Annotated in this window: 16 protein-coding genes; 10 read left to right on the plus strand and 6 right to left on the minus strand. The window is 61.3% G+C overall.

Features of this window, described 5'->3' with window-relative positions; all coding sequences use genetic code 11:
• The first annotated feature begins 11 nt into the window (after positions 1 to 11).
• The 3 genes from C3938_RS05305 to C3938_RS05315 all read left to right on the plus strand — a co-directional run bounded on the left by C3938_RS05305 (position 12) and on the right by C3938_RS05315 (position 3,285).
• Positions 12 to 1,433, plus strand: a complete 1,422-nt coding sequence (locus C3938_RS05305; RefSeq protein WP_158681580.1) for an O-antigen ligase family protein — start codon at positions 12 to 14, stop codon at positions 1,431 to 1,433.
• Positions 1,434 to 1,496: 63 nt separating this feature from the next.
• A complete protein-coding gene (locus tag C3938_RS05310; RefSeq protein ID WP_105102161.1) occupies positions 1,497 to 2,621 on the plus strand; it encodes a glycosyltransferase family 4 protein in 1,125 nt (374 codons plus the stop codon).
• A 4-nt stretch (positions 2,622 to 2,625) separates the two neighbouring features.
• The gene (locus C3938_RS05315) at positions 2,626 to 3,285 is read left to right on the plus strand and encodes a YrbL family protein (RefSeq protein ID WP_105102162.1); all 660 of its coding nucleotides are present in this window, start codon (positions 2,626 to 2,628) and stop codon (positions 3,283 to 3,285) included.
• A gap of 31 nt (positions 3,286 to 3,316) precedes the next feature.
• Here the strand turns inward: C3938_RS05315 and C3938_RS05320 are convergent, their stop codons facing one another.
• Positions 3,317 to 4,417 (minus strand): glycosyltransferase family 4 protein, encoded by a 1,101-nt coding sequence (locus C3938_RS05320; protein ID WP_105102163.1) that lies wholly within the window; start codon positions 4,415 to 4,417, stop codon positions 3,317 to 3,319.
• Complete coding sequence (locus C3938_RS05325) at positions 4,414 to 5,337, minus strand: ELM1/GtrOC1 family putative glycosyltransferase (RefSeq protein ID WP_105103233.1); 924 nt, start codon at positions 5,335 to 5,337, stop codon at positions 4,414 to 4,416. The genes C3938_RS05320 and C3938_RS05325 overlap by 4 nt, the downstream gene beginning before the upstream one ends.
• Before the next feature lie 217 nt (positions 5,338 to 5,554).
• Here C3938_RS05325 and C3938_RS05330 point away from each other — a divergent pair, with 217 nt between their 5' ends.
• Together C3938_RS05330 and C3938_RS05335 are read left to right on the plus strand one after the other, a co-directional pair.
• Positions 5,555 to 6,580, plus strand: coding sequence for a glycosyltransferase (locus C3938_RS05330; RefSeq protein WP_105102164.1), 1,026 nt, complete (start codon positions 5,555 to 5,557; stop codon positions 6,578 to 6,580).
• A gap of 140 nt (positions 6,581 to 6,720) precedes the next feature.
• Positions 6,721 to 8,064, plus strand: coding sequence for a UDP-glucose dehydrogenase family protein (locus tag C3938_RS05335; RefSeq protein ID WP_105102165.1), 1,344 nt, complete (start codon positions 6,721 to 6,723; stop codon positions 8,062 to 8,064).
• 51 nt (positions 8,065 to 8,115) lie between these two features.
• Here the strand turns inward: C3938_RS05335 and C3938_RS05340 are convergent, their stop codons facing one another.
• From C3938_RS05340 to glnE, 3 genes are all read right to left on the minus strand, one after another.
• A complete protein-coding gene (locus C3938_RS05340; RefSeq protein WP_105102166.1) occupies positions 8,116 to 9,024 on the minus strand; it encodes a hypothetical protein in 909 nt (302 codons plus the stop codon).
• 197 nt (positions 9,025 to 9,221) lie between these two features.
• Positions 9,222 to 10,181, minus strand: a complete 960-nt coding sequence (locus tag C3938_RS05345) for a branched-chain amino acid transaminase (protein WP_105102167.1) — start codon at positions 10,179 to 10,181, stop codon at positions 9,222 to 9,224.
• A gap of 198 nt (positions 10,182 to 10,379) precedes the next feature.
• On the minus strand, positions 10,380 to 13,253 hold the full coding sequence (gene glnE, locus C3938_RS05350) for a bifunctional [glutamate--ammonia ligase]-adenylyl-L-tyrosine phosphorylase/[glutamate--ammonia-ligase] adenylyltransferase (protein WP_105102168.1): 2,874 nt from the start codon (positions 13,251 to 13,253) through the stop codon (positions 10,380 to 10,382).
• 604 nt (positions 13,254 to 13,857) lie between these two features.
• Between glnE and C3938_RS05355 the strand changes: the two genes are divergently transcribed.
• The 3 genes from C3938_RS05355 to C3938_RS05365 are packed head-to-tail and all read left to right on the plus strand — an operon-like array spanning position 13,858 to position 18,748.
• Positions 13,858 to 14,829 (plus strand): ABC transporter ATP-binding protein, encoded by a 972-nt coding sequence (locus C3938_RS05355; protein WP_105102169.1) that lies wholly within the window; start codon positions 13,858 to 13,860, stop codon positions 14,827 to 14,829.
• Positions 14,819 to 17,743, plus strand: coding sequence for a Gldg family protein (locus C3938_RS05360; RefSeq protein WP_105102170.1), 2,925 nt, complete (start codon positions 14,819 to 14,821; stop codon positions 17,741 to 17,743). The genes C3938_RS05355 and C3938_RS05360 overlap by 11 nt, the downstream gene beginning before the upstream one ends.
• Positions 17,744 to 17,764: 21 nt before the next feature.
• Positions 17,765 to 18,748: a DUF4340 domain-containing protein gene (locus C3938_RS05365; RefSeq protein ID WP_105102171.1), complete on the plus strand. Its 984-nt coding sequence runs from the start codon at positions 17,765 to 17,767 to the stop codon at positions 18,746 to 18,748.
• Between the two features lie 60 nt (positions 18,749 to 18,808).
• Here C3938_RS05365 and C3938_RS05370 read toward each other — a convergent pair whose 3' ends face one another.
• On the minus strand, positions 18,809 to 20,611 hold the full coding sequence (locus tag C3938_RS05370) for a GspE/PulE family protein (RefSeq protein WP_105102172.1): 1,803 nt from the start codon (positions 20,609 to 20,611) through the stop codon (positions 18,809 to 18,811).
• Positions 20,612 to 20,822: 211 nt separating this feature from the next.
• Here C3938_RS05370 and C3938_RS05375 point away from each other — a divergent pair, with 211 nt between their 5' ends.
• Both C3938_RS05375 and C3938_RS05380 read left to right on the plus strand, forming a co-directional pair.
• A complete protein-coding gene (locus C3938_RS05375; protein ID WP_105103234.1) occupies positions 20,823 to 21,500 on the plus strand; it encodes a TIGR00153 family protein in 678 nt (225 codons plus the stop codon).
• 12 nt (positions 21,501 to 21,512) lie between these two features.
• Positions 21,513 to 22,790 carry an inorganic phosphate transporter gene (locus C3938_RS05380; RefSeq protein WP_105102173.1) on the plus strand — a complete coding sequence of 426 codons (1,278 nt, stop codon included), beginning with the start codon at positions 21,513 to 21,515 and terminating at the stop codon, positions 22,788 to 22,790.
• Positions 22,791 to 22,912: the final 122 nt, after the last annotated feature.

Below are 22,912 nucleotides of genomic sequence, written 5' to 3' on the forward strand. Positions count from 1 at the left end.
TCAACCGTTTTATGAGCAATCCCCCACCCCAGTCGGCCTCCCCCGCAGAGGCCATCGGTGCCGCGAGATTCAGCCTTCAGCCTACCCGCTGGTGGGCGCCCAATCGGCTGATGCACCCGCGTCCCTGGCTCCAGACTGCCGGCGTGCTGGCACTGCTGATATACGGCGCTTTTGGAATAAGCCTGGATTCAGTGCCGGACAAGGCCTCCCAGCTCGCCAACCTGTGCGGCCTGGTGATGCTCGCCCTGTACGGAAAACCTGTCGATGGCGTTTCCCTGCGCCGTTCGGGGATCGTATGGCTTGCCGTTGCGGCCATAGGGGTCTCCCTTATTTCCTGGATTGCGTCCTGGATACTGCACCCACAGTGGGCGGAGTCCTCGTTCAAGGTTCACCGGCTGACCAACTGGTTCGCAATGATCCCGGTGGCAGTACTGCTGGGTGGGCAAGCGCGCAATACCTATCTATTGTGGGGGCTGGCGGTGGCGGGACTGCTGCTCTCGCCGTGGATCTCTGGCGGCGGCCTCGCTGAGTGGCAACGGGGCCTTGCCGGCAACCGGGTGGACTTTGGCCTGCACAACGCACAACACACCGCCATGCTGTTTGGTACCGCCGCACTCGGCCTGCTGGCATTCGCGCCGCAGATCCTGCGCAAACGCCGAGGCTGCTGGCTGTATCGCACGGTCTGGGTACTGGCGTTGGCAACCTCCATCACCGCGGTGATCCTGACCCAGACCCGCGGCGTATGGGGCGGTATGCTGATGGCTCTGGCGGTTACCCTGTGCGCAGCCGCGGTGGCCTTGCACAAGCACTTCCGCAACCGCCGGCGCTATATCACCGCGGCCGTAATAACGGTCTGCGGTGTTGCAGTACTGGCCGGCTACCTGAGCGTCGGGGATATCGTCGATCACCGTTTGGACGACGAGCAGAAAACATTTGCACTGCTGGAACAGGGGGACCTGGACAAAATACCCTATACCAGTGTCGGCGTGCGTCTACACACCTGGGCCGAGGCCCTGGACTGGATCGCACAGCGACCGCTGGTCGGCTGGGGCGGCAACGGCCGCAGCCTGATTTTCGATCACTCCACCACACTGCCGGACGAAATAAAACGGAACTTCGGCCACCTGCACAACAGCTATCTGGACCTGGTGGTGAACTTCGGGCTTCTGGGATTGCTGCTGCTCGCGGCCCTGGTTTACTGGCTGCTGAACCGGTGTCTGCGCTTTTACCGCGCCGGCCTGTTGTCCGGCAGCAATCTGGTATTCGCGCTGTCGTTTGCGGTGTTTTTCGGCATCATCAACCTGTTTGAGTCCTACCTTTTCTACGAAAGCGGACGTCTGGCGCTGGCGCTGGTGGGCGGCGGCCTCCTGACCCAGCTGTGGGCGGCGAAGCGCCTACAGGCTGCGGGCGGACTTGTACCCTCGTCCCCATAAGCACCACAAAGTGGCGTGGCAGACCGACGCACATATCAGGGAGAACAATGTGAGGCTCACCCAGTGAGAGTCATTCAACTGCTGCCGGCCCTCAATTCCGGCGGTGTCGAGCGCGGCACACTGGACCTCGCCCGCGCGCTGGTGCACGCCGGTCACGAATCCGTTGTCATCTCCAGCGGCGGCCGCCTGGTACAGCAGCTGGAATCGGAGGGCAGCCGGCATATCACTCTGCCGGTGCACCGAAAGTCCCTTCTCAGTCTGTTGCAGGTGCGACCTCTGCGACGCCTGATCCGCGAACTGCAGCCAGACATCCTGCACGTGCGTTCGCGGGTACCGGCATGGCTTACCTGGCTCGCCTGGAAACCGCTGGATCCTCACGCCCGCCCGCGCCTGGTGAGCACGGCTCACGGCCTCTATTCGGTCAATCGTTACAGCGCCATCATGGCGAAGGCCGAACAGGTCATCGCCATCTCAGACTGCGTCAGGGACTACCTGCTGACAAATTACGCCTCCGATCTCCGCGCGGCCCCGGAGGTGATCTATCGCGGCGTGGACACCGCGGAATTTTCGGTCGACGCGCCCTCCCCGGTGAACTGGCTGGAAACTACTCTGGGAGAGTTTCCCGAGCTGCGCGATCGCCGCTGGCTGCTGTTGCCTGGCCGCCTGAGCCGCTGGAAGGGGCAGGAAGATTTCATCCGCATGATTGCTGCGCTATCACCACAACGGCCGGACATTCAGGGGGTTATTCTCGGCGGAGCGGAAAAAAACAAGGCGCATTTCGCCGAGGAACTGCACGCGCTGGCGGCGGAACTAGGCGTTGCCGACAGAATCACATTTACCGGCCACCGCGGCGATATCCGCGAGTGGTACCGCCACGCAGCCCTGGTGTACAACCTGTCCAAGAAGCCTGAACCCTTCGGGCGCACGGTCATCGAAGCTGCCGCCATGGGGACGCCGATCATCGGCTATGACATCGGTGGGCCGGCGGAGTCTCTGCGCGCCTGCTTCCCACAGGGGCTGGTGGCAAACGGCCATCCGGATCAGCTGCTGGAAAAAACCCGCACCCTGCTCGACCAGCCACAATCTTCGCACCTGGCGCCGGAGTTCACCCTGGATACTCTGGCGCGGCGCACCATGGCGCTGTATGAGCGCCTGCTGGCGCAACGCCCACTGGATAAACCGAGCTGACATTTTGATCGACCTCAACAACAGCCGTCCTTTCGCGTCCGGCGGCAACCGCCACTGTTATCGCCACCCGCAGTTTGCCGGTCGCTGTGTCAAAGTCATGCGTCCCGGGCGCGTCGCCGAACTGCGCCAGCGCGCCCCCTGGTACAAGACGCTGGGAAGCGATGAACAGTTCGACGACAATGCCCGTGAGCTGGCGGGTTACCGGCAGAGGGTTCTGCGCACTGCCGCCGCGGACAGCCCCCTGTGGGCCCACCTGCCGCGCTGGTACGGACTGGAAGAAACGAGTATTGGCATTGGTGCGGTATCGGAGTTGATTCTGGATGAGCGCGGCGAGCCCGCCGTTACACTGGAACAATACCTGCAGCAACACGGACTGGATGAAACCATTCGCGGCGCGCTGGAACGTTTTTCGCAATGGCTGCGCAGCTGCGGTGTACTGACCAAAAACCTGTTGCCGCACAATCTGGTATTGGGCCCTCGCGACGGCACCCCGGAACTGTTCCTGATCGACGGTCTCGGCAATGCGGCCTTCCTGCCACTTCCGGAGTATTTTGCCTTTTTCCGCCGTCGCTACATCGAGCGGCGCATCGAAAAAATGTGGAAGCGCATCCACTGGGAAATTTCTGACCGCGTCATTCCGTGGAAAAAAGCCGAACGGATGTAACAACGGAGAGTGAAAAGGAACAGCCGGATACTCAGCCCGCGTGATGCAGTTCGGCGATAAATCGATCCACCGATTCCGCCCACTGCGCGGGCCCCCGGGCGACGGCCTGCCCCTTTTCGGCGAGCCCTCGCCGGGTCTCATCGTCGCCCAACATATTCAGCAGCTGCGCGCGCACATCCTCCGCATCGGCACCGTCACACAGGCCACCGAGTTCACCGCCCGCCACCGCGTCCACAGCCCCGCCATCGCACCCGGCGAGTACCGGCAGGCCATACCATTGCGCCTCGCGATATACGATGCCGAAACCCTCGACGGAATTACCCTGGCGACGCGCCGGCATCACGAAGATATCCGCCACTTCGTAGAACGCGGGTTTATCACCCTCGTCCACGGGACCGATAAAATGCACGTACTCCGCGACCCCCACTTCCTGCGCAAGCGCTTGCAGGCGCGCCCGATCATGCCCGAGACCCGCCACCATATACGTGGCACCGGGGTATTGCGCACGAATGCTCGGCAGAGCGCGAATCACCATGTCCACCCCCTTGCGGGGCTCAAGGCGCGACAGGGTTGCCAGCACCGGGCTGCCCTCGCCAATCACACCGCGCAGCCGCGCCAGACTCGCGGCGGATGCCGGCGGCTGCGGCCAGATGGGAGGGTTGACCACGGTCAGACGGGTATTGCCCTGCAGATAGGGCGCCACCAGTGTCGCGGTATAAGCGGAATTGGCGATGACGGCGTCCGCCAGTGCCAGCGCCCGACGGATGCGAGCCGCTTTGCGCGGCGAGGGCTGTGCGGGAAACTCCATACCGTGGGCCAGCACCACCAGCGGTGTGTTGAGACGTCCGAGCAGCTCCGCACTTTTCCAGGAATCCGCAAACACCCCCTCGATCTGACCAGCGCGTATCGCATTCTTCACGGCACGCGCCTTGCGCCAACGCCGCAAAGGTTTCCAGCCGCCGAAATGCCGCAGCTCAAACGGCAATGCGTTCGGTATTGCGGCCACATGAGGGATGTCCGCCAGCACCTGCACCGGGCGTCCGCGGGCAGTCAGCGCTTCCGCCAGCCCACCCATCAGGTTTTCGATACCACCACGATCCGGCGGAAAGCACTGGGTGGCGATGAGAATCATATATCGATGTCCTCCGGCAACTGCGCCAGCGACCAGCCACAGCGGCGCAGCAGCGCCCGCGCGCAGCTCACCTGCTGGGAAAAGGGCGCACGCGGGACGGCCGGGAATGGCGTCATCTCGCCGCCGCGCCACTCGCGTACCAGACCGTCGTCCAGCAGGCGCTGTACCGCGCCGCGGATTTTGTTGCGGGGGCGGCGGCTTGGAAGCGTAATCACCCCCACGCGGGCGCGGCTCTGAAGCGCCTCAAAAATCATCGATATACTGTCGCCCGTTACCCAGATCTGTCCGGCGCGCGCCATCTGATCCGCCAGCCAGCCGCTTGGGCATTCCCGCCAGGGCCACAGTTCCGCGCCGCTGTCGGCGCAGTGCGCCAGCATCTGTTCCGGTGTGCGCCGGCTGTCGGAGACCACCCACCGCAGCGGCAGGCGCAAAAGCTGATCCGCTGCAGACGATACTTTCGCCGTATCCCAGTGAAAATGCTTACTTGGACCTCCAAACAGCAACAGTGCCCGCCCGGGTTCGAAGGGCTCTTCCGGCAGCGGTTCGGTAAGAGCGCCACGGGTGAGAATCACGTTGGGTAGCGGCGGCGGGCAGTCGTGCTCGGGAACAATAACGAAATCAAACCAGGTCAGCGGCAGACTGGGTTTGAGAATAATCACACTGCGACCACCAAACACGCGGCGTGCGCGCAGTACCGCCCAGTGGCTGCGATGGCCAACGCCGACAATCAGATCGGGCTTCGGCAACTGATGTAACTGCTCGGGAAGTTCGCCCCACAGGGGTACGGCAAACTCACTGCAGGACAGATCGCGGCAATCCACCGCGCCGGCACCCAGGCAGCTGCGCACACCGCTGACCAGCGCCGCACTCTGCTTTTCATGGGCACGATTGCCGTCCATAAAACGCCAGATTGTCAGCAACACCCGCCTCCACCGCATCGTTGCACAGAAAACCCGCATGCTACCGCAGCCTTCCGGGGGAGGACAGGCACACGGGCATCCCGCTGTAATTGAACAGGCGGGGGCCGGCAGTATAATGCCGGATTCATTCCGTTTTGCCGGTACGTCTGCATCCCGTGCGGCGCCCTGAATCCGCGGGGCCCGCCGAGCGTGTGTTGCTGCTGGTGTTGTTTACTTTATGCGCATTCTTCACGTCGACAACCATCAACAGCGAAAGTACGGCCAACTGCGCGTCAGCTGGGCACTCAAACTGTACGCGGGACTGGTCCGCGCGGGTCACAATGTGCTGGCGTTCAGCGACCGCGACGTCGCCCGGTTCGAAGCTCCTCTCGGCATCCGCGAACTGGGAAAAAAGAAGACCAACCGCCGCCTGTTGCAGACCGTCGAAGCCTTCGCCCCGGAGCTGATCGTATTCGGCCATTGCGACCTGATCGACAACGACACGTTCGCTGAAATCCGGCGCCGCCAGCCACAGATTTTGCTCGCCGCCTGCAACAACGACCCGCTGTTTGTACCACGCAACGCTGCCAATATCGCCATGCGCTGTGAAATCGCCGACGCCATGTTCGTGTCCACCGGCCCACGGGAGTTGGCACAATTTACCGGCAAGCGTGCGCGCCTCTGGCATATGCCGAATCCAGTGGACCCGGCGGTGGAAACTGCCGATGTCAGCAGAATCGCCACGGGTGACCCCGCATTCGAGACCGACCTGTTGTTCTGCAGTAACTCCCGTCAGTTCACTGAACGCGGCACGCTGGTGACGGCGTTGCAAGAAAACCTGCCGCGGGACCTGCGCTTCCACACTCCCGGACTGTTCGGGCAACCGCCATTGTGGGGACGGGACTACGACCGCAAGCTCGCGCACAGCAAAATGGGGCTGAACCTCAACCGCCAGGAGGGTTTCCAGTGGTACTCGTCGGCCCGCATCGCGCAACTGGCCGGCAACGGCCTGCTGGTGTTCACCCACGAGTCTGCCGGGTTCGACGATTTCATGCCTGCGGAAACCCTGGTCTACTTCCGCGATGCCGAATCCCTGCAACGGCAAATCGTCGAATTTCATGGTGACGATGCGCGGCGACGGCACTGGGCTTCCCGCTGCCGGGATTTTTTTCACCGCGAGATGAACAACACCCTATATGCGCAGTACATCGTCGAAGCCGCCACCGGTACCGACTTCAGCCACGACTATGTGTGGGCGCAGTGACAAGTAAATACAGCGACCGGTGGCAATGATCCGCCGCCGGCGCCAATACAGTATGCATCCGGAATTTAACGCTTAACCCGTTTGCCAGCAGTCCTGAAACAGTTGCCAGGCAACTCGGCAGACAAAGGAGAGAAACAACAATGAACGTTACCGTTTTTGGCACCGGCTATGTGGGCCTGGTGCAGGCCGCTGTGCTGGCGGAAGCCGGTCACCGCGTTACCTGTGTGGACATCGACGAAAGCAAAATCGAACGTTTGAAACAGGGACATATTCCAATATTCGAGCCGGGTCTTGAGCCCATCGTCAAACGCAACAATGAATCCGGCAATCTCAGCTTTACCACGGACGCCGCCGCCGGCGTGGCCCACGGCGATCTGATCTTCATCGCCGTAGGCACGCCCCCGGACGAAGACGGTTCTGCCGACCTGCGCTACGTACTCGCGGTGGCGCGAACCATCGCCGAGCATATGAGCGGCAAGAAATACATCATCAACAAATCCACCGTGCCGGTGGGCACCGCGGACAAAGTGCGCGAACAGGTAACCCGCACACTGCAGGAGCGCAATGCGCTGAATCTGGAATTCGATGTTATTTCCAACCCGGAATTTCTCAAGGAAGGCTCCGCAGTGGCCGACTGCATGAAGCCGGACCGCATCATCATCGGCACCAGTGAAAAAGCATCCGAACAGAAAATGCGCCAACTGTACGCGCCGTTCAATCGCAACCACGATAAGGTCATTGTGATGGACGTGCGCAGTGCGGAGCTGGCCAAATACGCGGCCAACTGCATGCTCGCCACCAAGATCAGTTTCATGAATGAAATGGCCGTGATCGCCGACCGCGTTGGTGCGGATATCGAATCCGTACGCCAGGGCATCGGCTCGGACCCGCGCATTGGCTACCACTTCATCTATCCCGGTATCGGCTACGGCGGTTCCTGTTTCCCCAAAGACGTGCAGGCCCTAAAAACCACCGCCGCACAGCTCGGGCTGGACCCGAAAATCCTGAACGCCGTTGAAGAGCGCAACCACAGCCAGAAACACTACCTGTTGGAAAAAATCGAACAGCGCTATGGCAGGGATCTCTCCGGCATGACATTTGCGCTGTGGGGTCTGTCCTTCAAGCCCAATACCGACGACATGCGCGAAGCACCCGCCCGCGTGCTGATGGAAAATTTGTGGGGAATGGGTGCCAAGGTGCGTGCGTTTGACCCGGAGGCCATGCACGAGTGCGAGCGCATCTACGGTAACCGCGAAGACCTGCAGCTGTGCGGCACCCGCGACAGCGCCCTGTCCGGCGCCGATGCGCTGATCATTGCCACCGAGTGGCAGCAGTTCAAATCCCTGGACCACAACACCGTGCGCGACAGCCTGAAAGCACCGGTGGTGTTCGACGGTCGCAACCTCTACCACCCACTGGATATGGCCGAGGCCGGATTTGAATACTTCTGCGTGGGGCGCCCGCAGGTGGCAGGCACCCGGTAGTTGAATGTCGCTTCTAGCCCGGTGGCCGGCCCGCCGGGCTGGAAGCGGCGCTTATCGGTCCAGTCGTTTGTACAAATCGTAGTACGCAAATACATCGCGGATCTTGCAATCGTTACCGCCGCGCTTGCGCCAGTTCTCCTTCTTCAATGCCGCCTCCTGGGTGCCACTCACGGTGAGGTAGCGCTCGGTCCAACTGCGATTGTCCGGCAGTCTCGCACTGGGCGTGCCCTGCAACAGGCTCATCGCCTTCAGCCATACATCGTCGGCCTTGGGACACAGCCTCAGGAATTTTTCCTTGTCGAACGCATCCGGGTGCAGTGAACCGGGGAAATACAGCACGCCCCCCACACCCGTGGGGAACACCAGTGGTGAAGGTTCACCGCCATTATCCGGCCAGCGCCAGTCGGAATCCCAGTTGTCATAGGGCTGCAGCCCTCCCTTCCCGTCCCGCTTCATGAAGTGCGCGCGGTGGCAGTGAATCCAGGTGGGGTTGCGCAGCCAGGCTCGGTACAGCTGGTCGATCATATCCGGCGGATACAGGGTATCGTCGTCCACCGTGATCACGAGACTCTCGGGGAACTGAGTGAAGGCGTAAAAGTACTTGGTGTAGGGCCCCAGGTCTTCCACGTAGAACACCTGCAACCCGCGCTGCTGCTGACGCACCAGGCTCTCTGGCAGCTGGCCGTCCGGGAACTGCTCCTTCGACAGCCACAGGGCGATGGCATCCGCCTTGACCCACTGCTGAAACAGGCTTTCCACCGTGTACACCACATTGTCGATTCGCTTGTCGAAGGACGTCAGGGAGACAACGATATGGTGCTCCTTGTCATTGCCGATACCCGGCGTGGCGCTCGTCAGTGCCTGCTGCTGGAGCAGCTGTACCCGCAGGATGGATTCCAGCTTGCGGTTGTTGATGGCGTCGTGCTTGCGCAGACGTTTCTTCATAAAGTAGGAAAACATGCGGTGACACCTGTCCTGCCCGGCGCCGGCTGCTGCGGCGCCCAATTACACTACACCGCGAGTTTAAGGGATATGGCTTGGTGCCTCCACCGCAGGGATCACACCTATCGGTAGGGTCCTGAATAAGAGGGTCCTGAAGGCAAAAAAAAGGCGGAGACCTTGCGGACTCCACCCTTTTGACCATACCGATCCGGCTGTCAGGCCGACGCTACCTGCGGCGGCTGGCAACTCTCGTGCACATCGCTGAGCCACCCCATATGCGCCGGACTCCTGCCCTGTACCGCATCAAAATACATCTGTTGCAGACGCTTGGTGATGGGGCCGCGGCGGCCCGCGCCGATGGTGCGGCCGTCGAGCATGCGGATCGGCAGTACTTCCGCGGCGGTGCCGGTGAAGAAGGCCTCGTCGGCAATGTACACCTCGTCGCGGGTGATGCGCTTCTCCACGACCTTGTAACCGCACTCCTCCGCGAGCTGGATCACCGACTTGCGGGTGATACCGTCGAGGCAGGAGGTCAGTTCCGGGGTGTAGATTACGCCATCGCTCACCAGGAAGAAGTTCTCTCCACTGCCCTCGGCCACATAGCCTTCCGGGTCCAGCAGCAGCGCCTCCTCGCAGCCATTGCGGATCGCCTCCTGCAGCGCCAGCATGGAGTTGATGTAGTTGCCGTTGGCCTTCGCCTTACACATGGCAATGTTCACGTGGTGGCGGGTGTAAGACGAGGTATTGACCTTGATCCCCAGCTCGCGGGCCTCCGGGCTCATGTAGCTCGGCCACTCCCAGGCGGCGACAATCACATGGGTCTGCAGCTTGTCGGCACGCAGACCCATACCCTCGGAGCCGTAAAACGCCATCGGACGCAGGTAGGCCTCCTTGAGGCCATTCTCACGCACCACCAGACGCTGGGCTTCATTCAGCTGCTCCACATCCCAAGGCATGGGCATATTCATGATCTTGGCGGAACGGAACAGGCGGCGGGTGTGTTCCTGCAAGCGGAAGATGCTGGTACCACCATCGGCGGTCTGATAGGCGCGCACGCCTTCGAACACGCCCATTCCATAGTGCAGTGTGTGGGTAAGTACGTGAACCCGGGCATCGCGCCACGGAACCAGTTCGCCGTCAAACCAGATAACGCCGTCTCTATCGGCAAAAGACATGGGAAACTCCTGCAAGAATTCAGTTACGCACTCTGTAGGAGTTTAGGCCTGGGGAGGGAAGTCGAGCCCGGACAAGCGGGAGGATCGAATCAGTTCGCCAGCAGGCTGGCTCCTACAGCACAGAGCCAGTGAAAAACAGTTTAAGCAGGCAGCGATAAAACACCGGCGACGGCCATACTCCCGGGAAGGGAAGGTGCGTCAGCCCAGTATCTGCTGCCAGGTTTTTTCAACGGTCTTTCTTTCCGCTTCGAAGTGGTCACCGGATACAACCCCCGGCAGCTGTTGTAATGCCAGGCGATGACCTTCTGATCGGTAGGCTTTGTAGGCGTCGATCAAATGCTCGGCTTGGTGGGCCGGCATCAGGCCCGCCTCGGTGAGGCTCTCAAGGATGCGGATATTGTCGGTATACCGCACGATTGATGGGGCGCGGTGCGCCCAGGCCAATGCGGCATATTGAACCATAAATTCAATATCGACAATACCGCCCCGTCCGTGCTTGAGATCGAATTCCCGATCATTGCTCTTATCCAGCTGTGCACGCATCTTATTGCGCATTTCCACCACCTCATCACGCAATTTCTGCTCGTCCCGTGGCGCGCACAACAATTCGGTTCGCAGGGATTCATACGCCGAGCCGAGCCGCTCGCTGCCGGCCACTGCGCGCGTGCGCACCAGGGCCTGGTGTTCCCAGGTCCATGCGCTCTCCCTCTGGTATTTTTCGAACGCAATGAGCGAGGTTACCAACAGGCCGGAATTGCCGGACGGCCGCAGGCGCGTATCCACCTCGTACAACGCGCCACTCAATGTGCGCGTCTGCAGGATGTGGATCAGGCGCTGGGCGAGACGGGTATAGAAACTCAGGTTGTCGATGGCGCGTTCACCATCGGTGTACTGCTGCCCGTCGGCATCGTGCACAAATACGATATCCAGATCCGAGCCATGGCCAAGTTCCAGCCCGCCGAGCTTGCCGTAGGCGACGATGGCAAAACGCATATCCTCCGCACTGGCCCCCGCAGGCGCGCCGTGTTTTTCCGTGACCTGCTGCCAGGCGAGACTCAGGGACTGCTGCAGAATCGCCTCGGCGAGCCAGGTCAGTGAATCGCTCACTTTCATCAACGGCAGCGCGCCGGTAATTTCCTGGGCGGCAATGCGCAGGCTCTGCCCCTGCTTGAAGTGGCGCAGCGCCTCCATCTGCGCCTCCAGATCCTCGGTGTCCACCCGCAACATATGCTGGCGCAGATCGTCGGCAATATCATCCGCACTAGAGGGTTGTAGCAGCCGACGCTGATCGAGCATTTCGTCCAGCAGGATCGGGTGGCGCGCCAGTTGCTCGGCGATCCACGGAGAAGCACTGCACAGTCGCAACAGCTGCGCCAGCACCGGCGGGTTCTCGATGATCAGCACCAGATAGGCGCTGCGGCGCAATATCGAGCGCAGCAATGGCATCACCCGCGCCAGTGCCAATAGAGGATCAAAGGGATCACGCACATCGGACGCCGCCGCCAGCAACAGCGGCATAGTCTGGTCCAGGCGCTGGCGGCCGGATGCAGGCAGTGCCGCAACGATGCGATCAGCGTGCAGTTCCGTAAGAATGTCCAACGCTTTCGACGCCGGCTGGAAACCGCCCTCATGGAGCAGTTCCAACCAGGAGTCCCGCTCTTCCGGACGCTCGCAGCCCGCCCACAGCATCTGCCACTGTTCGCCGGGACCAACCTCGCTGCTCTCCTCCGGCGGCGCAATCACTTCGTCGAATTCCCGTTCGATCTGCCCGCGGGCTTCCAGCAGTTTCTGCTCCAGCGACACCCAGCTTTCGTAGCCGAGGGCAAACGCCAGCTGCTCTCGCCGCGCCGGTTCCGGCGGCAGCGTCTGGGTCTGCTGATCCCTCTCCGCCTGCAGGGCGTGCTCCACCCGCCGCAGCAGCAGATAGGCTTCGCGCAGCTGTGCGGCAGCACCCTCTGGTAAATGGCCACCGGCTTCCAGCAGTGGCAGCACCTTCAAGATATTGCGCACCCGCAGATCCGGTTCGCGGCCGCCGCGAATCAGCTGGAAGGCCTGGGCGATAAATTCCACCTCGCGGATACCCCCGCGCCCCAGCTTGATGTTGTCGGTCATACCACGCGCGCGCACCTGACGCTGAATCAGGGTTTTCATTTCCCGCAGCGCGTCGATCACGCTGAAGTCGATATAGCGTCGATAGGTAAATGGCCGCAGCAGCTCCATCAACTCTTCCGCCGCCTCCGCAGCTCCCGCACCCACCCAGGCCACCGGGCGCGCCTTGATCATGGCGTAGCGCTCCCACTCCCGCCCCTGAGTCTGGTAGTAATCTTCCAGAGCAGCGAAGTGGCTCACCAGTGGACCGCTGTCACCGTATGGGCGCAGGCGCATGTCCACCCGAAACACGAAGCCGTCCGCGGTGGTGGCATCCAGGGTCTTGATCAGCCGCTGCCCCAGACGCTGAAAAAAAGCCTGGTTTTCCAGTGGGCTTTGCCCGTCGCTCTGGCCTGGCTCGGGATAGGCAAATATCAGATCGATATCCGAAGACAGATTCAGCTCCCGCGCCCCCAGCTTGCCCATACCGAGCACGATCATCGGCTGCACGGCACCATCGCGACTGCGGGGCGCGCCGTGGCGTGCCACCATCTGCTGCCAGTGCCAGTCGAGTGCCGTCTGAATACATACCTCCGCCAGGGCCGTCAGGCGCGCGCAAACAGCGGGAATATCCCACTGACCGGAAAAGTCCCGCCAGATCACTTCCGCATTCGCGCGGTTACGCAATCTGCGCAGGGCCCGCTCCAGCTGTTCCTCACCCTCCAGCTCGCCCACACTGATTCCCGGCAAACCAGCGTCGCTCCCCGCCAGCAATTCCGGCAGCAGGTCCGGATGGCGCGTGCACTGCTGCACAAAGAAATCCGAACCCACAAAGGATCTCACCACTCCGGCAGCCTTCGCCGGATCCATCAGCGAGGACTCGACCCGCCCCTCAATTTCGCTACCAACCGACGCACTCCAGGTATTCCAGCGCTGGAAGAACAGTGATTGGTGCCGGGGGGGACAGAGATCGGTCAGAGGCATCCGCGCTTCTCCTGTGAATGGGTTTTCAACCCATGTATGTGGTAAGTGCACGAGTATACATTGGCCGTCACGCTAATCCTCTCCGTCCCGTCCAGTCCCCATGATCTTGAACTTTCCCCGTGCGTCCCTATCTAACCCACGATCAATACCGAGCGATCTTTCGTCTGAACCTTGTTTTTATTGCGGGCAGCCCCGTTTTACGAGCATGACTATTTCGACTGATTACACAATTCATCACACACCCCTGCACTCCCCTCAGGCTGCGGCAATCTGTCGCCGCGCCATACGACGCGTCCCCATCTACCTGCCTATCTCGCGTCCACCACCGTAATCACTCTCGAATAGATACCAAATCACTTCGCGCGAAGGCGTCGATGTCCGGTACAGCTTTGCGAGACCGTCTGCGGCCAGGACGGCAGCAGCCGAGCCCCCATGGCAGATTTTTGCTCCTGCAAAATCTGCATTTCCGCCATCCATGGCGGTCAGATGGTGGTTCACCACGCGTCTCGCAAAGCTGTACCGGACAGCGGCGCCGCCACGGAGCCGATTAAAAAACCAAAGCGTTACCACCACCCCCTGACAACCAAACCAAAAGGAGGACAAGGTGCTGGAAGTCACCCACCTCAGTCGTTACTACGACGACTTCAAAGCCGTCGACGGCGTCAGTTTCAAGATCGGAAAAGGCGAAATTGTCGGCCTGCTCGGCCACAACGGCGCCGGCAAAACCACCATCATGAAAATGCTCTCCGGCTACCTGGAACCGGATACCGGCAGTGTCACCATTGATGGCATCTCAATGGCCGACAAGCCCAAAACCCTGCAACGGCAACTGGGCTATCTGCCGGAGAATCTGCCCGTATATGGTGAAATGACCGTCGCCGACTACCTCGACTACGCCGCCTCCCTCAAAGGTCTAGACGGCAGCGACAAAGTCAGCGAAATCCGCCGCGCCATTAAAGCCACGGAGCTTGCCGACAAACTCAACGCGCGCATTCACACCCTCTCACGCGGCTACAAGCAACGGGTCGGTGTCGCCCAGGCCATATTGGGTCGCCCGCGCCTGCTGATTCTGGATGAGCCCACCAACGGCCTCGATCCGACCCAGACCCGGCAAATGCGCGCGCTGATCAAAGAGATCGCCCGCGAAGCCACCGTCATTCTCTCCACCCACATCATGCAGGAAGTGGAAGCCCTGTGTGACCGGGTACTGATCATCCACGGCGGCCGCCTCGCAGTGGACGAAAAGCTCGAACACCTGCGCAACGCCAACAGCATCTGGCTGGAAACCTCCGCCACCGATGCCCGCGAAGTACTCGGCCGGCTCGGCGAAGACGAAGGTATTGCAGCCATCGAACCCATGGGTAAAGCGGGACACTTCCGCATCCCCCTCACCGAAGGTACCAATATACGCAGCACCAGTGCCGTTATTGCGCGCACCCTGATCGCCGCCGGCGGTGAGCTGTACCGCCTGCAACCGGAGCAGCGGGATCTGGAAAGCCTGTTCCGTCAGGTCAACGAAAACAACAAAGAAAACCACAAGGAAAAAAATTCGGAGGCACTGGAAAATGCGGCCTGAATCATCACCTCCCGTCAATGGCAAACGTCTGATCCAGCGCGTGGCCGGCAAAGAGCTCACGCTGTTTTTCGCCTCGCCAGTGGCCTACCTGTTCCTCGCCACCTTCGCCGCCGTCAGCCTGTTTGTGTTTTTCTGGGGCGAAGCGTTTTTCGCCCGCAATATCGCCGACGTGCGCCCGCTGTTCGAGTGGATGCCGCTGCTGCTGATCTTCCTCACCAGCGCGCTCACCATGCGCCTGTGGAGCGACGAGCGCGGCAAGGGCACCCTCGAGCATATCCTCACCCAGCCCGCGCCCCTGTGGCAGTTTGTGATGGGCAAGTTTGTCGCCTGCCTGGCACTGCTCGGGATCGCGCTCGCCATCACCCTGCCGCTGCCGGTCACCGTGGCCATCATTGGCGATCTCGACTGGGGCCCGGTGTGGGCGGGCTACCTGGCGACCTTCCTGCTGGGGGCGGCTTACCTCAGCATCGGCCTGTTTGTTTCCGCCCGCGCCAGTAACCAGATCGTCAGCCTGATTGTCGCCTCTGCCCTCTGCGGCCTGTTCTACCTGATAGGCACGCCGCTGCTCACCGACTTTTTCGGCAACACCGCCGGCGAATGGCTGCGCAATCTGAGCACCGGTGCGCGCTTTGATGCCATTACCCGCGGCGTACTCGACCTGCCAGACCTCTACTATTACCTGAGCCTGTGCGCCGTGTTCCTCTCATTGAATACCCTGGTGCTGGAGCGCGAACGCTGGGCCAATGGCGGCGACCGCAAACACCGCCAGGCCTGGCACACGGTCACCGCCCTGCTGGTGATCAACTCCCTGGGTGCCAATCTATGGCTGGGTCAGCTCAAGTCCCTGCGCACCGATGTGACCGAAGGCAATCTGTACTCCATTTCCCCGGCCACCGAGCAATACCTCAACCAGCTACAGGAGCCCCTGCTGATCCGCGGCTATTTCAGCGGCAAAACCCACCCGCTACTGGCGCCGCTGGTGCCGCAGATGCGCGACCTGCTGCGGGAATACGAAGTGGCAGGTAACGGTCGGGTACGGGTGGAAATCATCGATCCCACCCAGGAGCCAGAATTGGAAGAAGAGGCCAACCGTAAATACGGTATCGCGCCCGTCCCCTTCCAGGTGGCAGACCGCTACCAGGCATCCATCGTCAGTTCTTACTTCGATGTACTGGTGCAGTACGGCGACGAGTACGAAGTGCTGGGTTTCCGCGACCTGATCGAGGTGAGCGCGGAGCGGGAAACCGACGTGGACGTACAGCTGCGCAACCCGGAGTACGACCTGACCCGCGCGGTGAAAAAAGTCCTGCAGAGCTACCAGAGCGAGGGCAACTTATTCGATACGGTGCAGGGCTCACTGGAATTTACCGCCTACGTTTCCGCCGATGAACAGCTGCCGGAACAACTGGCCGAGTTCAAACAGTCCATCCGCGAGCGTGTGGAAGACATGCAGGCAGAGGCCGGCGAGCGGCTGTCGGTCAGCTTTATTGACCCGCAAGCAGATGGCGGCAAGGTCGCACAACAGATTGCAGAGGATTACGGCTTCCAGCCCATGGCCGCGAGCCTGATCGGCCGTCCCTTCTATTTTTACCTGACACTCGCCCGCGATGATCAGCATGACAAAGTGGTGCAGATTCCTCTCGACGATCTCACTGCCGACACTTTTGAGCGCAATCTCGAAGCGGGCATCAAGCGCTTCGCCAGCGGCTTCACCAAAACCGTGGCGCTGGTGACACCGGCGGACGATTTCAGCCACGGCATGGGCGGCGGTGCGCGCTTCAGTCAGCTGGAAACCCTGCTCGGTGCCGAGCTGAACGTGGAGCGGGAAGACCTCAGCGACGGCCGCGTATCCGGCAACGCGGATATTCTGATGTTGCTGGCACCGCGCAACCTGAGCGAGAAAGCCCTGTATGCGGTGGACCAGTTCCTGATGCAGGGGGGCACCGTGATCGCCGCCACCTCCCCCTACAGCGCCAACCTGTCGAACCGCAGCCTGAGCCTGAACCGGGTCAACAGCGGCCTGGAAAAATGGCTCGATCACATGGGCCTGAAGGTGGACAACAAGTTGGTGCTGGACCCGCAAAACAGCGCCTTCCCGGTACCGGTCACCCGCAACGTGGGCGGTTTCCAACTGCAGGAACTGCGCATGCTGGATTACCCCTACTTTATCGACGTGCGCGGCGACGGTCTCAATGCCGACAACCCCATCACCGGCAATCTTCCCCAGGCCACCGTCAGCTGGGCCTCCCCCATTCAGGTGGATGAAGAGAAGTCTGCTGCACGCAGCATTACCCAGCTGCTGCGCAGTTCCGACAGTGCCTGGCTGTCCAGCAACACCAACGTGATGCCACGCTACGTGGACGGTCAGATCAGCGCCTTCACCCCCGAGGGCGAACGCGCCTCGCACCTGTTGGGTGTGGTCAGTGCCGGACGTTTCGACTCCTACTTTGCCAATAAACCGTCACCACTAGCGCAAGCAGAAAGTGCCGCAGAAAACACGGCGGAAGGCGAAAGCGAAAACGACAGCGCAAGTGACGCCAGCCAGCTGGAGAACCTGCCCAGCCAGATCAGCCGATCACCGGAATCTGCGCGCATCATCCTGTTCGCCTCCAACGACTTCCTGCGGGATCAGGTGGTGCGCATGAGCGGCGCCGCAGCCGGCGGTGACTACCTCAATACCTTGCAACTGGCGGCCAACAGTGTGGACTGGTCTCTGGAAGATGCAGGCCTGCTCAGCATCCGCGCCCGCAGCCACTTCAACCGCACCCTGCCCCCCATGGAGCAGGACAGCCGGCTGTTCTGGGAATCACTGAACTATATCGCCGCACTGCTGGCACTGGGCATCGTCGCCCTGATCCAACAGCTGCGTAACCGCGCCCGCCAGCAGCGCTACCAACAACTGCTGGCCGGCTGAGGAGGATAGGAGAAATAGCGCATGAAAAATCTACAAATGGCGTTGAGTGGCGTGCTGGCCCTGCAGCTGGTCCTCGCCACCGGCCTGTTCTGGGAATCCACCTCCCGACAACAGGCACAGGCGCAGGCCACCCAACTGGTACAGACAGAAACCAATGCCCTGCAGCGACTGGAGATTGCCGGTGACGACGAACACGTTACCCTGGTACGCAAAGACGGACAGTGGCTGCTGCCCGAACTCCACGACCTGCCGGTAAACGGTGACAAGCTGGATACCCTGCTGGAAAAACTCACCGCACTGAAAGGCAACTGGCCGGTGGCCACCAGCAACAGCGCCCGCGAACGCTTCGAGGTGGCGGAAGAAAAATTCCGCAAGCACCTGAAGCTGTACTCCGCGGAAGGGGATAAGCCGGCGCTGGAACTGTTTGTGGGCACCTCACCGGGCTTCCGCAAGGTGCATGTGCGCCGCGCCGATGACGACGCCATCTATGCGGTGGAATTGAACAGCTTTGACCTGCCCACAACCACCGACAGCTGGCTGGACAAATCCCTGCTGGCCGCCGGTACACTGGAGCAGATTCAGGGCCCGGACTATGCACTGGAAAAAGCGGAAGACGGTTGGAAGTTTGCCGCTGCTGACTCGGGTGACGGGGAACAGACGCCCGCAGTGGACCCCGGCAAAGCCCGGGAACTGGCTGCGGCACTGGAAAAGCTGCGTATTACCAAAGCCGTCGACAACGCCAGCGAAAGTGCTCTGCAGGCGGAGGAGACGGAAATCGTGGTGCAGACCAGTGAGGGGGAGCGACGCTACCACTTCGCCAGCGCCGACGACAAATACTATGTGCGCCGGGACGACCGCGAACAGCTCTTTGAAATCAGCCAGCACGATTTCGATCGGGTAACGAATAAACGCCGCCAGGATCTGGTGCTGATTGAACGGGAAGAAGAGGAACAGACCGCGGAAGAGAAAGCGGAGTCGACGAAAGAGGAAGCCACTCAGAGCTGACATCGGGCGACAGCACGATAAAAAACCCGCGCAGCGCGCGGGTTTTTTATTGGCCGTCGTTTAAAAAGCAATATCCGGCGGCGGTGCCACCCGCAGTACTTCCTGCACAGTGGTAATACCCGCGGCCACCTTTCTCGCCCCCGATAAACGCAGGCTGTTCATGCCCTCACGCATCCCCTGACGTCGCACCTGCTGCAGGTCGCAATCGTGGGTGACCAGGGACTGGATGCCCTCACTGAATGGGAGAATTTCATAGATACCCTGACGGCCGCGGTAACCGGTATTGCGGCAATCCAGGCAACCCTCCGGCTGATACACCACTTCCGGCTTGGGCGCCTTCCAGGGTTTCACCAGCGCCTGCCAATCCTCGTCGCTCACTTCCGTTTTGCGTTTGCAGCTGGGGCAGAGGGTGCGCACCAGACGCTGGGCCATCACGCCGAGCACGGTAGATTTCAGCAGGTAGTGGGGAAGCCCCAGGTCCAGCAGACGGGTCACCGCGGTAGGCGCATCGTTGGTGTGCAGGGTGGAGATCACCAGGTGACCGGTGAGCGCCGCCTGTACCGCCATCTGCGCGGTTTCCAGGTCGCGGATCTCGCCCACCATGATGATGTCCGGGTCCTGACGCATCAGGGTGCGGATGCCAGCGGCGAAATCCAGGCCGATGCTGTGGTGCACCTGGGTCTGGTTAAAGCTGTCTTCCACCATCTCGATGGGGTCTTCGATGGTGGATACATTCACCTCGGTGGAGGCGAGCTGTTTCAGCGCGGTATACAGGGTGGTGGTTTTACCGGAACCGGTAGGACCGGTGACCAGCACAATGCCATTGGGGCGGCCGAGCATGGTTTGCCAGCGGGCCAGGTCGTCGCCGCCAAGGCCGAGATCGGTGTAGGACCGGGCCAGCACTTCCGGGTCAAAGATCCGCATCACCAGTTTTTCGCCGAAGGCGGTGGGCAGGGTGGAAAGGCGCAGTTCCACCTCGCTGCCATCGGGGCGCTTGGTCTTGATACGGCCGTCCTGGGGTTTGCGCTTCTCCGCCACATTCATACGGCCGAGGATCTTCAGGCGGCTGGTGACAGCGGCGTTGACCTGGTCCGGCAACTCGTGGATCGGGTGCAGGATGCCGTCGATACGGAAGCGGATGCGCCCGACGTCACGACGGGGCTCGATATGAATATCACTGGCGCGCTGATCGAAGGCGTGCTGTAGCAGCCAGTCGACAATATTGACGATGTGCTGGTCGTTGGCCTCCGGATCTTTGAGGTTGCCCAATTCCAGCAGCTGCTCGAAGTTGTTGGCAGCGGAGGTACCCTTGAGGCCACTGGCACCGGTGATCGAATGGGCCAGGGAGTAGAACTCGGTACCGTAGCGTTTGATATCCGCCGGGTCCGCCACCACTCGCTGCACGGTACGGCCACTGGTGTGCTCGAGCTGTTCCTCCCAGCCGGAGGTGTAGGGCTGAGCGGTGGCCACCAGCAGCATGTCCTTACTGGCCTCCACACACAGGATCTGGTGGCGCTTGGCGAACTGGAAACTCATCACCTCGGTGACCGCCGCCACATTCACCTTGAGCGGGTCGATGTGGTAAAGGCCGTGGGAGGAGGTATCCGCCAGCCACTGGGTAAGGATGGAGGCGTCCAGCACCTTGCCGGGCTTTTTCAGGTTGGGCAGCTCGCAGCTGGCAATATAGGTAAGCGGGTGCATCTGCGCCTGCTCGGCGGTGCGCGGTGTGCCGATCAGGCGGTTGGCATCCGGGCGGCTCACATATCCCTGGCTTACCAGGTCTTCCAGTAACCCCGGCAGGTCGAGAATCCTGTCCGCCCCTCTTGCCCCTTTTGTCCCGCCCGTCACAGTGCCCACAGCCATACCTTTGCACCCGTCTACGCTTAGTGTGAAGGCGCATTGTAGCTCTTATGACGGGTGGCAACAGTGCGTCAGGTCCACAGATAATCGCCGAAACTCCCTCGTCACACCGGTGTCACTGTGCCCTCGGCGGATGTTGGGGTACCATGCCGCCAAATTTGGCCGCCCCGGTGGCTTTTCATCCAACTGTCAGGACCGGAAAAAGGAACAAACCATGCCCCTGTCCAATATCGCCAACCTGTTCGGCCGCTCGCCGATCAAGCCCATCAAGGAGCACATGGCGACCGCCCACAAGGCGTCAGCGGATCTGGTGCCCTTCTTCGAAGCTCTTATGCAAGAGGACTTCGACACCGCCAAAACCATCCAGCAGCGCATCTCCGCCACCGAAAACCGCGCCGACGACATCAAAAAAGACCTGCGCCTGCACCTGCCGGACAGTCTGTTCATGCCGGTTTCCCGTACCGACCTGCTGGAGCTGCTCCACGCCCAGGACGAAGTGGCCAACACCGCCCAGGACATCGCCGGTCTCGCCATCGGTCGCCAGATGCAGGTACCCGAGGCACTGCGCACCCAGATGCAGACCTTCGTGGAGAGCGCCGTCGCCGCCTCTGCCCAGGCCCTCACCGCGATCAACGAGCTGGACGAGCTGCTGGAATCCGGTTTCGCCGGGCGCGAAGTGGATATCGCCCAGCGCATGACCGAAGAGCTGGATGAGCTGGAGCGCAAGTCCGACAAGCTCGAAGTACAGGTGCGCTCCGCCCTGTTCAAAATAGAAAAAGAACTGCCTCCCGTGGACGTGATATTCCTGTATCGCGTTATCGAGTGGGTCGGCGATCTGGCCGACCGCGCGCACGCCGTCGGCAACCGACTACAGCTGTTGCTTGCGCGTTAAAGGGGACAGACCATGGACATCATTGCTCAGTACGGCCACATCTTTCTGATTCTGGCCTGCGTCTTCGGCTTCTTCATGGCCTGGGGCGTAGGCGCAAACGACGTGGCCAATGCCATGGGAACCTCGGTAGGCTCCCGCGCACTGACCATCAAACAGGCGATCATCATCGCCATGATCTTCGAATTCGCCGGTGCCTATCTCGCCGGCGGCGAGGTAACCGCCACCATCCGCAAAGGCATTATTTCTCCGGACCTGTTTGCGGATAAACCGGAGCTGCTGATTTACGGCATGCTCTCCGCCCTGCTGGCCGCGGGCACCTGGCTGATGATCGCCAGCATCCTCGGTTGGCCGGTATCCACCACTCACTCCATCGTCGGCGCCATTGTTGGCTTCTCTGCCGTAGGTATTTCCGTGGACGCGGTATCCTGGGGCAAGGTGGGCAGTATTGTCGCCAGCTGGGTGGTCTCTCCGGTACTGGCCGGCACCTTTTCGTTCCTGCTGTTCCGCAGCGTACAGCGCCTGATCCTCAACACCGAGGATCCCTTCACCAACGCCAAGCGCTACATCCCCATCTACATGTTTGCTGTGGGCTGGATGATCGCCATGGTCACCCTCACCAAGGGTCTCAGTCACGTGCTGAAAGACGCGAACATCAGCCTCGCCTTCTGGCAGGACGCGCTGATCGCCGGGGTGGTCGGCCTTATCGTGATGGGTGTGGGCATGGTGATGATCAAGCGCATCAAACGCGACCCCGAGCGCGAGCGCGGCAATCGCTTCGCCAACGTAGAGCGGGTATTCGCCATCCTGATGATTTTCACCGCCTGTGCCATGGCCTTCGCCCACGGCTCCAACGACGTGGCCAACGCCGTCGGCCCGCTGGCGGCGATTGTAAACACCGTGCAGCAGGGCGCCGTGACCGCCAAGGCGGTCATGCCCTCCTGGATCCTGCTGCTGGGGGGCGTGGGTATCGTGGTCGGCCTCGCCACCTACGGTTTCAAGGTGATGGCCACCATCGGCCAGAAGATCACCGAGCTGACTCCGAGCCGCGGTTTCGCCGCCGAGCTGGGTGCCGCCTCCACCGTGGTACTGGCTTCCGGTACCGGCCTGCCGATTTCCACCACCCACACGCTGGTGGGCGCAGTACTTGGCGTGGGCCTGGCGCGTGGTATCGGCGCACTCAACCTGCGTATGATCACGACCATTGTCGCCTCCTGGATCGTCACCCTGCCCGCTGGCGCCGGCCTGGCGATCCTGTTCTTCTTCTTCTTCAAGGGCGTCTTCGGTTGGTAACAAGGGGCTGGTAACAACAACCTCGAGCGCGCCGGACGGAAATAGAAATTACCGGCGGCGCCTGTTAAAAAGGGAGCGCTGTTCAGCGCTCCCTTTTTTTGTGCTGGCAAAATTGAGAAGGA

It is taken from the genome of Microbulbifer pacificus (assembly GCF_002959965.1).
GTDB lineage: Bacteria > Pseudomonadota > Gammaproteobacteria > Pseudomonadales > Cellvibrionaceae > Microbulbifer > Microbulbifer pacificus_A.

Coding starts and splice junctions, on each gene's coding strand:
- C3938_RS05365 (WP_105102171.1), top strand. CDS start 17,765: ATGAAAAATCTACAAATGGCGTTGAGTGGCGTGCTGGCCCTGCAGCTG.
- glnE (WP_105102168.1), bottom strand. CDS start 13,253: ATGCCTCTGACCGATCTCTGTCCCCCCCGGCACCAATCACTGTTCTTC.
- C3938_RS05345 (WP_105102167.1), bottom strand. CDS start 10,181: ATGTCTTTTGCCGATAGAGACGGCGTTATCTGGTTTGACGGCGAACTG.
- C3938_RS05375 (WP_105103234.1), top strand. CDS start 20,823: ATGCCCCTGTCCAATATCGCCAACCTGTTCGGCCGCTCGCCGATCAAG.
- C3938_RS05330 (WP_105102164.1), top strand. CDS start 5,555: ATGCGCATTCTTCACGTCGACAACCATCAACAGCGAAAGTACGGCCAA.
- C3938_RS05340 (WP_105102166.1), bottom strand. CDS start 9,024: ATGTTTTCCTACTTTATGAAGAAACGTCTGCGCAAGCACGACGCCATC.
- C3938_RS05305 (WP_158681580.1), top strand. CDS start 12: ATGAGCAATCCCCCACCCCAGTCGGCCTCCCCCGCAGAGGCCATCGGT.
- C3938_RS05360 (WP_105102170.1), top strand. CDS start 14,819: ATGCGGCCTGAATCATCACCTCCCGTCAATGGCAAACGTCTGATCCAG.
- C3938_RS05335 (WP_105102165.1), top strand. CDS start 6,721: ATGAACGTTACCGTTTTTGGCACCGGCTATGTGGGCCTGGTGCAGGCC.
- C3938_RS05380 (WP_105102173.1), top strand. CDS start 21,513: ATGGACATCATTGCTCAGTACGGCCACATCTTTCTGATTCTGGCCTGC.
- C3938_RS05370 (WP_105102172.1), bottom strand. CDS start 20,611: ATGGCTGTGGGCACTGTGACGGGCGGGACAAAAGGGGCAAGAGGGGCG.
- C3938_RS05320 (WP_105102163.1), bottom strand. CDS start 4,417: ATGATTCTCATCGCCACCCAGTGCTTTCCGCCGGATCGTGGTGGTATC.